This window comes from Streptomyces prasinopilosus (genome assembly GCF_001419695.1).
Taxonomy (GTDB): domain Bacteria; phylum Actinomycetota; class Actinomycetes; order Streptomycetales; family Streptomycetaceae; genus Streptomyces; species Streptomyces prasinopilosus.
In genome coordinates this window covers 1-14694 of sequence record NZ_LIRG01000046.1, presented here as the reverse complement: position 1 = coordinate 14694, position 14694 = coordinate 1, and the positions used below count along the sequence as shown (strand labels likewise).

Sequence of the window (14694 nt, the reverse complement as noted above, 5' to 3'; positions counted from 1 at the left end):
CTCCCGGAGCCACTCGACCCGCACCACCCCCACCCCGTCCGACCGCCCGTGGAGGATCGCGTTGGTCACCAGTTCCGAGATCATCAGCACACAGTCGTCGACCGAGCAGGCCGGGTCGTACGGGGCGATGAACTTCCGGAACCAGCGCCGCGCACGAGATACGGACTCGGGCTCCGGATGCAAGGTCATCGCTCCGAGCCGCGGCGAGTCCTCACAGGGGTGACGGTCGATCACACAGGTCATCCGTACTCACTCCTCGCCGCTGCCGTCGCGACCACGGCAGCACTGGTTCCGGCCGTCGAAGCGTCTCGATCGGCGCCGCGGAATTCCGATGACGGCACCGCCGCCCCGGTCACCGGGAGGGGACGTCGCCGGACCACGGCACACGGGTCCCCACATCCACAGAGACCGAAGCTCGACCTCTCTAGACATCTACAGATTCCGACACATCTCTAGAGATGTCAACCAGAGCGCTCACGAGCAGGTATCACGAGCGATTACACGCAGCGAGCGAGCCCTCGACCTATGGCCTAAGGTGTCTAGAGAAGCGAGGAGGGTTCCGGAATGGCGACTACCGACGACGACCGTCGGCCCAAGTACCAGCGGATCGCGGACACGCTGCGTGAGGCGATCCAGTCGGGCCACTACGGTCCCGGTGATCGGCTTCCGGGAGAGAACGACCTCATGACCACCTACGGCGTGGCCCGCATGACGGCCCGCCAGGCCCTGAGCGTCCTGCGGGACGAAGGCGTCGCCGAAGCCCGCAAGGGCGCCGGCGTCTTCGTCCGGGCCTTCCGCCCGATCCGACGCCGGGGCATCGAACGACTCGCCCGCGACCAGTGGGGCACCGGCCGGTCCATCTGGTCGGCGGACATCGAGAACCGGGCACTCCAGGTCGACCGGATCACCGTGACCGAGGAGAAGGCGCCCGAGCGCGTCAACGCGGTCCTGGGCCTGACCGCCGACGAGACGACCTGCGTGCGGCGCCGGCGCTTCGTCCTGGACGGCAAGCCGGTCCTACTCGCGACGAGCTACCTCCCCATGCCCCTGGTCACCGGATCCGCGGTCACCCGGGAGGACACCGGCCCGGGCGGCACCTACGCACGGCTCGCCGAACTCGGCTACGAACCGGCACACTTCCGCGAAGAGATCCGCTCCCGCATGCCCTCCAAGGACGAGGCGGAACAACTGAGCATGTCCGCCGGCACCCCCGTCATCCTCATCTGCCGCACCGCCTTCACGGACACGGGCCACCCCGTCGAACTCAACGAGATGACACTGGACGCCGCCTCCTACGTCCTGGAGTACGACTTCGACGCAGGCCCGAGAGGCACCCCGACCAACCGCTGAGTTACAACCTTATCTACGGGTTCAAGCACCCGTCGTCGCTTCGCTCCTCCGGGCGGGAGCGGGCGGCCGGCGGCGCCCGCGCTCATGCCTCCGCCCCGCTCGGCACCGCCGGCCGCCCGCTCCCGCCCAAGAGGCAGGCACACGGGCATGAGGTCAGAACACGTCGTGGCTGGGACGGTCGGCTCCACGGCTTTAGGCAGCCACTTTGGGGCGAGTCTCGAAGATCATGGTCCCAACGTCGTGCTTCAACGGGCAGGTCCACAGACTGCCCGACGCGCCGGAAGCTTACGGGTCCATGATCACTCGCCCCAAAGCAGCTCCCGGCCAAAGTCACTCCGCCGCCCGCGCGGGCTCGACTCGCACGACGGCGGAACCCAACAAGGCTGTGCAGTGCACCCACTGAGGTTCCAACATCACAGACTCCACTCACCGGAGCGCCGCGAGTGAGTAACCTTGCCGCAAGCATGGTGGACGCGGTGCTGCCAGGGGTGTGGGACTCAAGTGGGCAGTGTCCATGACTCAAGACGGAGGGGTTTGCGTGTCAGTTGGCGCGAGCGAGGCATACGCAGAGAGCCTGGACCTGACACCGTCGCCACGGCTCCTTGAGGTACTGGGTGACATCCCCTACAAGCCGTGGCAATGCCTCGCGGAGCTGATCGATAACGCTTTTGACGACTTCCTGTCAGATGACGATCGAGATCCGAACGATCCCCCTTATGTTCGTGTCACGTTGCCGAAGTCCGGCACCACCCGCGAGGGCGACGAGATCGTGTGTGTGGCGGACAACGGGCGCGGCATGGGTCTGGAGGCATTCCAACTCGCACTGCGCGCCGGCTACAGCCAGAACAGCAGGTACGGAAGCCTGGGGTTGTTTGGCATGGGCTTCAACATCGCGACCGCTAATCTGGGATCCGTTACCGAGGTACGGACTACCCGATCAGGTGACCGCGAATGGCTGGTTGCGGAAATCAACTTCCTTGAGATGCAGCAGCATGGTGAATTCAAGGCCCCGCTACGGCGTGAACCCAAGGATGACCCCACGATGCACGGGACCGAGATCACTGTGCGTCAACTGCGGCCCGACACACGAACCGCCCTACGTCGCCCGCAGCTACCTTCCACCATTCGGGAGCAACTGGGCAAGGTCTACTCCTATTTGCTTCGCGGCGGGGACGTTCTTCCAGAGCTTCCCGGGGCCGAACTTAAAGGGCGAGGCTTTCGACTGTTCGTCAACAACACACTCGTGCGGCCGCGCTTGCCGTGTGTCTGGGACTCTCAACGATCGGTGGCCTATCGAGGTACCAACGTCAAAGCGATCCAACCGATTGATATCTCCCTGCCCTCGGCGTGGGCGTGCCAGGACTGTGGCCACTGGCATCGCATATCTCTAGAGACCTGCGTCGAGTGTGGCAGCGCGAACCTCGAGCTTCGGGAACGCCGGATCATCGGCTGGGTAGGCATTCAGCGCTATTTGCACACCAGCGACTTTGGTATCGACTTCCTCAGGAACGGGCGGAAGATCCTCATCTCCGATCGAAGCCTATTCGAGTGGGAGCACCCCGACACAGGGGAAACCCTGACCGAGTATCCGATCGAGCTCGGCGCTACAGTGGGCGGCCGAATCGTGGGCGAGATACATCTCGACCATGTGCCCGTGACCTACCAGAAGAACGACTTCAAAAGAGATTCCCGGGACTGGATCACCGCCGTCCACAAAATTCGCGGCGAGGGCCCTCTTCAGCCGAACAAGGCGAAAGCATATGGGTACTCGTCGAACGACTCGTACGTGGGACGCCTGTTCAACGCCTTCCGCAGAAATGAACCAGGCCTCAAGAACCTTGTACCTGGGAACGGCGAGAACTCACTTCACGAGCTGGCAAGGGAGTGGGCTGGCTCGTTCCGTAAAGGGCTCGCCGAATTCCTCACCGATGAGAAATGGTACGAGGCCGCGCGACAACACGATGAGATCAAACGAGGTCGACGCCCAACCCCTCCCGGGGGCGGAGCCAGCACCCCGTCGCCGTCGCGTGATTCCACCCGCGACACTCAAGAGCAGTCTGATGATCTGCTCAGCCGCACGGGTCTCGGGCTAGGGAACTCCTCTGCCAGCACGACGAACAGCTCGCCGAGCGCCACCACGCCGCCGCCCCAGCCAGAGACAGAGGATGAGCGCTTCGCCAGATACCGTACCGGGGCACGTCGGCTGACCGACCTCAGCGGAGCGGTGTCCGTGGCCACCCTGGGCCGGCGCATGGTCACGGTGTACGTCACACCCGAACCACTGCTGGACCATTCGGGCCGGCCGACCCCGTGCGTGTCGCACACCCTGCGCGGCAACGCAATTGAGGTGTTCGTCCACGGGGATCATCCGGTGTTCAGGGAATTTGGGCGCGATCCCCGCGACTACGCGATCATCGAGATCGCAGAGGCGCTACGCGCACTCGCCAGCACCGATGACAGCGCCGCACGTGTCGCTGCCGAGGTCACTCTGCAATTCCCGGATCAGCGGTTTACCGACGCGGCTCTGCGAGAGCGGGCGAGTGCCCTGCTCAGCCGGGCGCGAGAGGGCATCCAGCGAGTCGGCGCTGCCCGTTCCGCCTCCCTGTGGGCGAGCCTCCCTACCGCGGAGAAGCAGGCTGCGGAGAAGCACGCCGCCGGAGCGGACCCCCGATTGGTATGGCCCGTAGCCACCGAGAACGGCGACTTCATCGCACACATCACCGCGGAGGGCATCGCCGCGATCGTCCGTGCCCATCCCGAGCTGGTGATGGATGGCGCCGTCTTCTCCACGACCTGGTCGACGTGGAACGACCCCGACGCTCGCGATGCCCAGGTCGAGCGCCTTGGGCGACTGCTTGAAGTGACGGGAGCGTTCCTGAGCAACATCAGTGGTAAGACCCGCCTCGATCTCGCGATGATGCGCATGACACTCGACGTGATCGAAGAAGAGATCGCCGAGGAGTCGACGTGAGCTCATCCTTCATGGCTCCCGATTTCCTTCTGGACATCGGTCCTGCGGCCTTTCCACGGCAGGTTGAGCGGCTCATGCTGCACCTCGGCTTCACCGATGTAGTCAACGTCGATGGCCCAAACGATCACGGCGGCGATATCCTCGGGACGCTCAACGGCCAGCGCTGGGTCTTCCAGGCAAAGTGGAAGGCGCGCGGCACGGTGGCCCCGAGCGCGATCGACGAGGTCATCAACGCCAAGGCGTTCTATCGGACGCACCGGGCGGCGGTTGTCACCAATGCCAGATTCGGCCCGAAGAGCGAGGAACGACGTGAAGCGCTGCGCCGAGTGGGCCATCCGATCGAGTTCTGGTCGGGGCGCGAGCTGGTCGACCTGTACAACAGCGATCGGTTGTGTTCCGAACGGCTGCCAGAACGCCCGCTGCGCGAGTATCAGGCCAAGGCATTTGAGCGGCTCGTGGAGGACCTGGAGGGCACGGGCCGTGCCCTGTTGATCCTCGCAACCGGCTTGGGGAAGACGGTGATCGGAGGGGAGATTGTCGCACGCCATCTACGCCTTCACCCATCCGACAAGATCCTTGTCGTCGCCCATACAAAAGATCTCGTTGAACAATTAGAGCGCGCACTCTGGTTCCACGTGCCCAAGGCCGCGCGCACCCAGCTGCTGACTGGCGACCATAAACCGGATGATCTCCGCGGCATCACGTGCGCCACGGTGGCCACCGCGCTCACGTACGTACGCAGCGGTTACAAGCCTGCGCTGGTTATGGTAGACGAGGCGCACCATGTGTCCAAAGAAGGATACTTCGCTGAATTGCTGGACCGCCTAGCCGACGTGCCTCGGCTTGGAGTGACCGCAACGCCCTGGCGCGGAGACCGCTTTGACATCCGAAATAGTTTTGGCGAGCCCAGTTACGCCCTGGGTATCGACGGCGGTATGAGGCTCGGCTACCTCGCTGAAGTTCGCTACCGGCTCTTTACGGACAATATCGACTGGGATTTCGTACATACGGCAAGCCAACACAACTACAGCGTAAGGGATCTGAACGCCCGGCTGTTTCTACCCGAACGCGATGAAGCGATCCGCGATCGACTCATCGAGACATGGGCGCACGTCAAAGAACCCCGGGCAGTAGTTTTCTGCCGCACCGTCGAGCATGCCGAGCGCCTAGCCGAACTACTCAATCAGGTCCCCCAGTGGAAGAACGTGAAGGCGGTCCATGCGGGCCTGGATCGCAGGGATCGACAGCTGCGGCTCATGGCCTTCCGCCAGGGCGAGATCCCGATCATCACGGCTGTCGACATCCTCAACGAAGGGGTCGACATCCCGGACGTCAATATCCTGTGCTTCGCGCGCGTCACACACAGTCGACGCATCTTCGTCCAACAGCTTGGCCGCGGGCTGCGGCTCCGTGAAGGAAAGAGCCACGTCGAGACCCTGGACTTCGTCAGCGACATCAGGAGAGTTGCGGCGATCATGAGCCTTCGCGAGCAGGTCTCGGCAGACGAGTTCGAAACGCTGCGACTGGCCCCGACGGGCACACGCTTTGAGTTCACTGACGCTCGGGCCGAGAGCCTCATGCAAGAATGGATCAAGGACGCAGCGAGCCTGGAGACCGCCCTCGACGAGCACCGCCTCCAATTCCCCGATCCCGAATCACTGCTTGGGCAAGCATGAGCGAGATTCCGGAGGCAGTCCGGCGCGAGGTAATCAGAGACATCTATCGCAAAGCAGACGAATTGGGTTGGGACGGCCTCAGCGCGGTAGACCGCACTGCTTGGTACAACCGCTGGGTTGATGACGAGAAGTTGGGCGGCGTTCTGACCCGTTACATGCCCCGAGAGCGTGCGCGCATGTGGATCAAGGATGTACCGATGAAGCATTACAACCGGGCACGCAGCGGGATCGGACCGTACGCGGACCTGGTGGGCACACCGCTCCCGAGTGCCTACGACATAGCCCGGATCGCCCTGGGAGAGGACTGGACGGTGCTGGGCGGAACCTTGCAGGAGAAGCCGAACCGGTGCCAAGTGACCGACGGCCAGCGGCAGATGCTGATGATCTGGGGTAACCCACGAAACCTCAAGAGTCTGGTATGGGCCGGCCTCAATGCGCGCGTTGACGGGCTACCGTCCCCTGTCGCGGTCATCAACCTGCTGCAAGGAGAACGTCTCACCGAGAGCGAGCGGCGGCGTTATGAGAAGGTCTGCCAGCTCGCTGGTCTCGATGTGCGGGTGATCACCACACGTGCGACCCGGACGACGTCCGCGAACCGAGAGGCGGCACCAACACTGCGGCTACCAGAAGGCTAAACTCACTCACGATACTTGGAGGTGCGGCCGTGCGCGATCCCGCTGTGACGAGCCGCATCATGGCGGCTGTGCGGAATCGGGACACCAGGCCAGAGGTCGCGCTCAGGAGCGCACTGTGGCGTCGTGGCCTGCGCTACCGTGTCCGCACCACGCTTATAGGCAAGCCTGACATCACGTTCCCCGGGGCGAAGCTAGCTGTGTTCGTGGACGGCGATTTCTGGCACGGCAACGCCTGGCGAATCAGAGGACTACCCAGCTTCGAAGCGCAGTTCGACCGCATGAACAATCCGGACTTCTGGCGCGCTAAACTACGCAAGAACATGACACGGGATGCCGAGGTAAATTCGGCGCTCGCTCAAGCTGGTTGGACTGTCTACCGAGTCTTCGAGTCACGCTTGAAACGAGACCTCGACGAAGTCGTGGAAGAAATCTTCCAGATAGTCCGCGCCGGGATGCAACGGTGACCAACCGTCGAACAGCCGTTATCCGGTCTTACTCAAGTTATGACAAGGAGTCTAGATGCCACGGTCGGTAGAATTGTTCGCTGGCGGTGGCGGCATGGCCATAGGAATGTTCAACGCGGGTTTCGAGCACGAGCAATTGATCGAGAAAGACCCGCGAGCGTGCCACATTTTGCGAACGAATGCGGATCGTTCTCCTGATCTATGGAAGCGAGAACACGTTCGCGAGGCAGACGTCCGTACGTGGCTAAAAGAGGTTCCCAGTCTCGGACTGGAAGGCATCGATCTAGTGGCTGGCGGCCCCCCCTGTCAGCCTTTCTCGATCAGCGGAGCTCACGCGGGCGAGAACGACGAAAGGAACATGTTCCCGGCTTCTGTAGAATCCGTGCGTGTCCTCCGACCCAAATGCTTTGTATTTGAGAATGTACCCGGACTACTACGCCCCTCTTTCAAACCCTATTACGATTACATCGCTGACTGGCTGACCAAGCCCTCTGTCAGGCCAAGAAATCAGGACGAGGATTGGACCACCCACCACGATCGCATCCTCAAGACGAAACGACCTGGTCTTTCCTATAGAGTCCACCAGCAGGTGATCGACGCCGCCGATATTGGCGTACCTCAGGCGCGTAAACGAGTCTTTCTGGTTGGCATTAGAACAGATCTACCCGGTGTGGACCGATGGTCTGCCGTGCAACCAACGCACACTAAGGACCAGTTGCTTCGCGAACAATGGATCACAGGGGCATACTGGCAGCGACACCAGACCAAGAGGCCGGAGATTCCGGAACAGTATCGATCCCGCGTCGAGCTGTTGCGTAGCACAGGCGATTGGGCAGAAAAGGAAGTCGCATGGCGAACAACTAGGGACGCAATATCCGATCTGCCGTCGCCGAAAGATAATGTCGACATCCCCACTGTTCTAAATCATCGAGGTATCCCCGGAGCACGGGTCTACGACCGCCACCGCGGCGGATGGATTGACTGGCCCGCCAAGACACTCAAAGCCGGCGTCCACGGTGTCGCAGGCGGCGAAGCCATGATCCGCTTTCACGACGACTCCGTCCGCTACCTCACGGTGCGAGAGTCCGCCCGAATCCAAACCTTTCCGGATGACTACGAGATCCCCGGCACAAGGACGGCGGCCATGCGCGCGCTCGGCAACGCGGTAGCCGTTGAGGTCGCGGCAGAGATTGGCCGACGCCTCCGGCTGGTGCTTGACGACGAAGCACACAGCGGCAGCGGTGGTTCAGCCCGCACCGTAGCGCAGCATCGGCTAGCGGCTGACGGAGGAGGTCAGCAACTCTGCTGACGCAGGCGCTTGGGCACCAGGATGAGCCGCGCGGCGAGTCTGTGGACTATTCGTGGACTGGACACCCGTTCATCGGTGCTTGCAGCGGCCGCGACCTGCGCACATGTTCGAGCCCGAAGGGCCCTCCGGAGCCGTTCCACTACCACGTCCCCTGCCAGCCAACAGGCTGTCGTTCAGCCACGAGTGAGGGCACGATGTGCCGGGTAGGGTCACAGCCCGGTAGAGGGGGAGGGAACGTTGGACCTCAGTGAGGTTGGAAAGGCCGTAGACGACGGCAACGGCTACGCAGCTATTAGCGTCAAGACGCTTCGTAACGCTGTGGGGGCAGCCCGTGCAAAGAAGAACGTGGTAGCAGAGATCTCTGCTGGCCTACGGGCAGGTGGGTTCGGTCACGTACCGTTCGAGATACCGAAGCGCCAAGATCGGGTGGTCTTGGTGTACCGCCTCGGCCCTGGCACGGGTGCTGCGCTGATGACGTTGGTGGAGGCAGCGCACAGTGATGGTGAGCAAGCGAATGGTGCCGCGTGGCTTCTGAGCACCATGCTGTCGTCGGTCGACAACAAGTAAAGCCACGCGACTTCTGACATCTGCAGCTGACATCAACGAAGCCCGACGACGGCACACAGCGGCACTCCTGATTGTCCGTCGGACCAGCCGATCCAGACACCGTGGGCGGGCGTGGATCGAACTCCCAAAGCGCTGGTCACACAGCAGCACCACCGACGGCAGAGGCCCACGGCATCCGAACTGTTCGGAACCGTGGGCTTCGTCAAGCCCGCTGGTCAGCAGGAGGAGCAATCAGCAGGCCACCTGTCCAGGCGGTGGCCTCGGCTGGTCGCCACGCGGAGCGTGTCCCTCAGGGCTCCGGTCAGGTTCTTCGCCAGGAGCCGCAGGTCGTCCGGGGCCGTGTCGGCGGCGAGCATGTCGATCGCTTGGTCCAGTAGTTCGGTTGCCGTGCCGAGTTGTACTGACTCGATGTTGTCGGCCAGGCGGGACATGTAGCCGCCGCTGTCATCGGTGCTGAGGAAGCACGGCTTGCCGTCGGGCCCCGTCCAAGGGAGGAGCCGCAGCTCGTTCGACGCCGTCATGTTTTCGTCGGCCTCTCGTCGATCATGTAGTGAGTGGTGAATACCGCGGAGGCCAAGGTTCCGGCACCGGCGGAGATCGCCACGCGGCTCGGTATCGCCGAAGGCGAGCTGTGCGTGCGGACCGCGTACGAGTTCCTCGCCGACGGCCGGCCGGTGCAGCTGTCGACGAGTTGGGAGCCGTACGACCTCACCAGCGGCACGCTCGTCGTCCTACCCGAGGGAGGGCCGCACGCCGGGGCGGGGGTCGTGAACCGCATGGCGGAGATCGGCATCACCGTCAGCCATGCCGTGGAGCAGCCGGAGCCCCGGCAGGCGACCGCCGAGGAGTCCTCACTCCTGGGCATCCAGAAGGGCGCGCTCGTCACGCACATCCGGCGGACGTACTACAGCGACCAGGGGCGGCCCGTGGAGACCGCGGACATCGTGGTGCCCGCCGCACTTTGTGAGATCGTCTATGAGATTCCGATCCCCCGATAGCCGTGCGCGCGTGCCCCGCCCGTGCCCGATCGAGCGGGAGATCCGTAAGGCCTCCGGGGCGCCATGAACCCTCCTGGGAGCGTTACCGGCATAGCCCATAACCAGCAGGCGCGTCACCCGTGTAGGTACGCGTCCTTCCCTCAGCGCGGAGGATGACCAAGTGGTCGCTGGAGGCGCGTGACTTGTGGCAAGCTCATCTCCCTGGGGGAGAGGAACGACTGATGATCCATTACCAATGCGGGTCGTGCTCGTATAAGAGCGACCATCTCGGCGAGGCTCAACACCACTCGCACCAGACGGGCCACGTCTGCATCGGCAAGGACGGTGCCGAGCCAGCCGGAGGTAAGTTCGGCAAAGCCAGGGCCGTGTTTAAGACCGGCGCCAGCGTTCTGGCCGCCACCGCCATCGGGGCCATCGCCTGGAAGTACAAAGGGCTTCAGGAAGAGCACGAGGAGCTCCAGACGAAGCACGAGGGACTCGTGTCCATGGCTGCCGGACTGGTCGTGCAGTTGGCGGAGTCGACGGCGGAGAACGAGAGCCTGAAGTCGGAGAACGACTACCTGAAGTCGGCCACCGGCGCCTCGAAGACGCTCAAGAGCTACGACTGCTGAGTGAGGGCGTACTGCGGGTAATGCCGCTGGTGGACGGGTGCCCCGGCGCTCGATTCCGTTAGAAGGTCCAGCAGGTGCCAGCGGCCCAGCCCGGATCGTGCCCGACCGAGATACATAGTCGCCGATCGACTCGGTCTCAGGAATGCCGGACATAACGCTGAGCGAGATCTTCATGTCCGACTACGGCCCGCCGCTTAAAGCAGCCAAGGAGCGACTCCGCGCAGACCTCTACGGCGATACCGACAGCTCGACGCCACCAGGCGAGGACACAACCGCCGCACCACAAGCGCACCAGATCGAGCAGGGAACAGCGGGGAACCACGGTGAAAACCATCGACGCCGACGAGACTGCAGCCCAGCGTCCGCCCAGGTAAACCCCCGAGTCAGCCCTAAATGACCGCAGCTTCCCAAGCTGAGAGCGCGAGTTCGATTCTCGTCACCCGCTCCACGCAAAACCCCCAGGTCAGTGACCCGGGGGTTCTTTGTTGTCCGGACTGGTGAGCGGGTGCCGCACCGCAACCGCACCGTCAGCCCGCCGACGGCTCCCCCCCTGTGGTGCGCACGGTCGTCGGTGTGGTGCTTCGCAGGCCCGGCGCGCGCGAGGTCGTCCAGCCCGGCGGCGATCTCCCGTTGCCGCTCCTCGTCGGAGTGCTGGTGGATCGGCGCCGCCTTCTCGGAGGACTGGCCAGCGCGCACCGTCGTGTCCCGGAGGGTGGTGCCCGAGCGGGTCGACAGGGTGTGCCCGGTGTGGCGGAGGTCGTGGAAGCGGAAGCCGTCCGGGAGACCGGCGGCCGCACGAGCCCGGTGCCACTTCCGCCGGAACGGGGTGCGAGCGGGTTCGAGGGTGGTGGCGAACCGGCTCGTGTTCCTCGGTGTCCGCGTGGGGTCGGGGTGTGGCGTCCCACTGCTGCCCGGCCGGCGTGGTGCTCCGGCGGGCCGTCGGGGCGGCGTGGCCGGCCTGCCACCGTGCGGTCGGGCAGGCGGCCGCGGCCGGAAGGCGGACTCCGGTCCCGGGCGGGGGCCGTCCGGTGGTCAGCCGGAGGGCTCCTGCGGGGTCGGTGCTTCCGGTTGCGCCCGTGGCTGGGGTTCGACGGGGCACGTGTGGTCCGAATCCGTCCTCGTCCATCCGTGCCCGAGCACGTGGAGGCTGAGGGACGTGGCGGAACCGGGCGCGGTGCCGCCGTCGGCTTCCGCGTGGTTCACCGTGCACGTCAGCTGGAGCATGGCCCGATGGCTCAGCGGAGCCGTCTTACCGAGGAGTTGGACGAAGAGGATGCCGTCGGCGACCACCACCCGTGGCGCGTCCGTCAGGCGGGGCAGCTCCGTGACGGCCGTCGCGGTCTCGTTCGCGGCCGGCCCCTCGAACAGCAGGTGTACGACGGCCTCGAGGTCCCCGGCGTCGTCGATCCGGCGGGGATAGGGCGTCAGGTCCCCGTCGCGCAGGAAGAAGAGGGAGACGGTGGTACGCGGCGGGGGTGGTGCCGCGCTGGGGGAGTACATGCCGCTCGCCGGCGCACCGGCCTCGATGACACCGGACGGGGGGACTCCGCACGCCGTGAGCGCGACCGCGGCCACGGCCGTGAGCCCGGACAGCAGCACTGCCGTCCGCGAGCCCTTCACCGGGTGCTCCCGCCGTCGGCACCGGTGTCGATGTCGATGTCGGCCTCGGTGTCGTCGCGGTGCAGCGGGAGTTCGACCGTGAACACCGCACCGCCCCGGGGCAGGTTCGCCGCCCGGATGCGCCCCCCGTGCAGACGCACGTTCTCCGCCGTGATGGCCAGACCCAGCCCGTTGCTCTCGCTCCTGGCCCGTGAGGTGCTCGCCTTGTAGAACCGCTCGAAGATGTGCGGCATGACCTCCTCGGCGATCCCCGGTCCGTTGTCGGTCACCTCGATGACGGCCCACGCCGTGCCCGCCCCGTCCACCCGTACCTCCATGGTCAGCCGCACGGGCGGCTCTCCGTGCCGCAGCGCGTTGCCGATCAGATTGGCCGTCACCACGTCGAGTCTGCGCGGATCGACGCGCGCGCGGAGCTCACCCGGTCCGGGCAGCCGGGTCTCCACCTGCTCCTGCCGCCACCGGGAGGCGACGGTGCGCCGTACGCACTCGGCCAGGTCGATCTCGTCCCGGTGGAGTTCGGCCGCCCCCGCGTCGAAACGGGAGATCTCCATCAGGTCGTTCACCAGTGCGCTCAGCCGGTTCGTTCCCTCGCTGATGAGCCGCAGCGCCTCACCGGTCTCCCCTTCCTCCTCCAGGTCCAGCACGTCGGTGACCGCCGACATCGCCGCCAGCGGCGTGCGCAGCTCGTGGGAGACGTCCGCCACGAAGCGGCGCCCCTGGGCCTCCAGGCGGCGCAGCTCCCTTACGGTTCGCTCCAGTTCGGCCGCCGTCTCGTTGAAGGACTGGGAGAGGTCGGCCAGTTCGTCGGAGCCGGTGACGTCCAGCCGGACGTCGAGGTGTCCCGCGGCCATCCGGCGCGTCGCCCGGCGCAGCGCCCGTACGGGACGCAGTACGCCGCTCGCGGCGAGCAGCGCCAGGACGACGGCGAGGCACAGGGCCACCAGGGTGGCCCGCTCGATGCCGTGGACCATGGCCTCGACGTACCCCTCTTCGGCGGTCTGCGGGACCTCCAGGTACATCACGAACCCGGAGAGCCTGGTCTCCAGACCCTCGCCCGGGGTGTACGTGACGGGCATGCCGACGACGAGACGAGGGCGCCCGTCGACGTTCATCCGCTGGAACACCGCGGCACGTCGGTCCCGGACGGACCGGAGCATTTCGGGGCTCGGCTCGACGAAACCGGCGCTCGGCGCATAGGCGCGGCGGTCGCCGTACGTGGCCATGACCCGCCAGCCCGACGAACGGTTCCCGCGCAGCACCTGGTCCACCGCGAACTGGAGGTCCGACTGGCCCGGGGCAAGGGGGACGGAGAGCGCAGTGGCGTCGACGCTCGCACGGAACCGGTTGATGACGGAGTCCTGGCTCTGCTGGAGCACCCCCGTGCGCGCCTCGCGGAAGGCGAGGGCCCCGGTGCCCAGGGAGCTGGCCATGGCCACCAGGACGAAGGACGCCAGCAGGCGGGGGCGCAGGCCGCGCAGGGGGAGCGGGATGCGCGCCAGTACCGCCCGGAGGGACCACCGGGGGCCGGCACCCGGTACGGCGGCGGACGTCCGGTCGCTCATGAGGTGCCGAAGCGGTAACCGAATCCGCGTACGGTCTGCACGTAACGGGGGTCCCTGCCCTCGCCGAGCTTGCTGCGCAGTCGCTTCACACAGGCGTCCACGAGCCGTATGTCGCCGTGGTAGCTGTGTTCCCAGACCGCTTCCAGCAGCTGCTGGCGGCTGAACACCTGGCCGGGCGAGGCCGACAGGGTCAGCAGCAGCCGCAGTTCGGAGGGGGCGAGGGTGACGGGTTCGCCGCGGTGCGTCACCACGAGCCCGGCACGGTCGACGACCAGCTCGCCGTGCGTCTCCACCCGGGGACGGGTGCCGTCCGGCAGCGACGCGTCCTGCCTGCGCAGTACGGCCCGTATCCGTGCGTCGAGCACCCGGGCCTGCACGGGCTTCACGACGTAGTCGTCCGCACCGGTCTCCAGGCCCACGACCACGTCGACGTCGTCCCCCCGGGCCGTCACCATGATGATCGGCACCTGGTCGCGGTCCCTGATCCGGCGGCACACGTCCAGGCCGGACATGCCGGGCAGCATGAGATCGAGTACGACGACGTCCGGCCGGAAGGGGAGGAGCTGTTCCAGCCCCTCCTCCCCCGTTTCCACGGCGAGGACCTCATGCCCCTGGTGCCGCAGACCCAGTTGGACGGCCCTGCGGACATCTAAGTCGTCTTCGACGATCAGGACCCGTGGCATTTCGGCAGTGTAGGCAGACCGGACGAGGCGACCGTCCCGAGGAAGGTCCCTCTCCGACCGCCGTTACACAACGATCACATGGGCCGGGGAACGCGAGGCGTCGTTACCTTTCCGTGACATTGCCGGCTCATCGCGATCATCTGGGATCACCAGATTGAGCTGCCATGCATTCGGTACGACAGCGGCAGTCCGCACCCCCCACCGGCAGCACCGCGGCCGGTCACCGCGCCGGCCGCGGTGCTGCCGGT

General features: G+C 65.5%; 12 protein-coding genes and 2 pseudogenes. 8 read left to right on the top strand and 6 right to left on the bottom strand.

Annotated elements, in window-relative coordinates; translation table 11 throughout:
- Nucleotides 1-243, bottom strand: a 243-nt coding sequence (locus AOK18_RS03045) for an ATP-binding protein (protein ID WP_167738644.1), incomplete at its 3' end; no start/stop codon positions are given.
- Between the two features lie 321 nt (nucleotides 244-564).
- Here AOK18_RS03045 and AOK18_RS03040 point away from each other — a divergent pair.
- The 6 genes from AOK18_RS03040 (at nucleotide 565) to AOK18_RS30265 (ending at nucleotide 8405) form a co-directional block, all read left to right on the top strand.
- Nucleotides 565-1350: a GntR family transcriptional regulator gene (locus AOK18_RS03040; RefSeq protein WP_055693254.1), complete on the top strand. Its 786-nt coding sequence runs from the start codon at nucleotides 565-567 to the stop codon at nucleotides 1348-1350.
- 538 nt (nucleotides 1351-1888) lie between these two features.
- Nucleotides 1889-4321, top strand: coding sequence for an ATP-binding protein (locus AOK18_RS30275; protein ID WP_157865009.1), 2433 nt, complete (start codon nucleotides 1889-1891; stop codon nucleotides 4319-4321).
- On the top strand, nucleotides 4318-5997 hold the full coding sequence (locus tag AOK18_RS03030) for a DEAD/DEAH box helicase family protein (RefSeq protein ID WP_055693252.1): 1680 nt from the start codon (nucleotides 4318-4320) through the stop codon (nucleotides 5995-5997). The genes AOK18_RS30275 and AOK18_RS03030 overlap by 4 nt, the downstream gene beginning before the upstream one ends.
- Complete coding sequence (locus AOK18_RS03025) at nucleotides 5994-6632, top strand: hypothetical protein (protein ID WP_055693251.1); 639 nt, start codon at nucleotides 5994-5996, stop codon at nucleotides 6630-6632. The genes AOK18_RS03030 and AOK18_RS03025 overlap by 4 nt, the downstream gene beginning before the upstream one ends.
- Before the next feature lie 29 nt (nucleotides 6633-6661).
- Nucleotides 6662-7096, top strand: a complete 435-nt coding sequence (locus tag AOK18_RS30270) for a very short patch repair endonuclease (RefSeq protein WP_206281496.1) — start codon at nucleotides 6662-6664, stop codon at nucleotides 7094-7096.
- A 55-nt stretch (nucleotides 7097-7151) separates the two neighbouring features.
- On the top strand, nucleotides 7152-8405 hold the full coding sequence (locus tag AOK18_RS30265; protein WP_079104822.1) for a DNA cytosine methyltransferase: 1254 nt from the start codon (nucleotides 7152-7154) through the stop codon (nucleotides 8403-8405).
- A 782-nt stretch (nucleotides 8406-9187) separates the two neighbouring features.
- Here AOK18_RS30265 and AOK18_RS03020 read toward each other — a convergent pair.
- Nucleotides 9188-9493 carry a hypothetical protein gene (locus tag AOK18_RS03020; RefSeq protein ID WP_055693250.1) on the bottom strand — a complete coding sequence of 102 codons (306 nt, stop codon included), beginning with the start codon at nucleotides 9491-9493 and terminating at the stop codon, nucleotides 9188-9190.
- A 48-nt stretch (nucleotides 9494-9541) separates the two neighbouring features.
- Between AOK18_RS03020 and AOK18_RS03015 the strand changes: the two are divergent.
- Nucleotides 9542-9970 (top strand): annotated as a pseudogene (locus AOK18_RS03015) (UTRA domain-containing protein); the annotation flags it as partial.
- A gap of 365 nt (nucleotides 9971-10335) precedes the next feature.
- Entirely contained in the window at nucleotides 10336-10581 is a 246-nt protein-coding gene (locus AOK18_RS32810; RefSeq protein ID WP_157865008.1) for a hypothetical protein, read from the top strand.
- Between the two features lie 579 nt (nucleotides 10582-11160).
- On the opposite strand, the pseudogene AOK18_RS33885 reads toward AOK18_RS32810, so the two are convergent.
- The 4 genes and pseudogenes from AOK18_RS33885 to AOK18_RS02995 all read right to left on the bottom strand — a co-directional run.
- Nucleotides 11161-11412, bottom strand: a pseudogene (locus AOK18_RS33885) (tyrosine-type recombinase/integrase); the annotation flags it as partial.
- 201 nt (nucleotides 11413-11613) lie between these two features.
- Nucleotides 11614-12201: a hypothetical protein gene (locus tag AOK18_RS03005; protein ID WP_055693248.1), complete on the bottom strand. Its 588-nt coding sequence runs from the start codon at nucleotides 12199-12201 to the stop codon at nucleotides 11614-11616.
- Entirely contained in the window at nucleotides 12198-13763 is a 1566-nt protein-coding gene (locus AOK18_RS03000; protein WP_055693247.1) for a sensor histidine kinase, read from the bottom strand. Before AOK18_RS03000 ends, AOK18_RS03005 begins: the two co-directional genes overlap by 4 nt.
- A complete protein-coding gene (locus tag AOK18_RS02995; protein WP_055570270.1) occupies nucleotides 13760-14446 on the bottom strand; it encodes a response regulator transcription factor in 687 nt (228 codons plus the stop codon). Before AOK18_RS02995 ends, AOK18_RS03000 begins: the two co-directional genes overlap by 4 nt.
- Between the last annotated feature and the right edge of the window lie 248 nt (nucleotides 14447-14694).

Coding starts and splice junctions, on each gene's coding strand:
- AOK18_RS03000 (WP_055693247.1), bottom strand. CDS start 13,763: ATGAGCGACCGGACGTCCGCCGCCGTACCGGGTGCCGGCCCCCGGTGG.
- AOK18_RS03040 (WP_055693254.1), top strand. CDS start 565: ATGGCGACTACCGACGACGACCGTCGGCCCAAGTACCAGCGGATCGCG.
- AOK18_RS03025 (WP_055693251.1), top strand. CDS start 5,994: ATGAGCGAGATTCCGGAGGCAGTCCGGCGCGAGGTAATCAGAGACATC.
- AOK18_RS30265 (WP_079104822.1), top strand. CDS start 7,152: ATGCCACGGTCGGTAGAATTGTTCGCTGGCGGTGGCGGCATGGCCATA.
- AOK18_RS03020 (WP_055693250.1), bottom strand. CDS start 9,493: ATGACGGCGTCGAACGAGCTGCGGCTCCTCCCTTGGACGGGGCCCGAC.
- AOK18_RS02995 (WP_055570270.1), bottom strand. CDS start 14,446: ATGCCACGGGTCCTGATCGTCGAAGACGACTTAGATGTCCGCAGGGCC.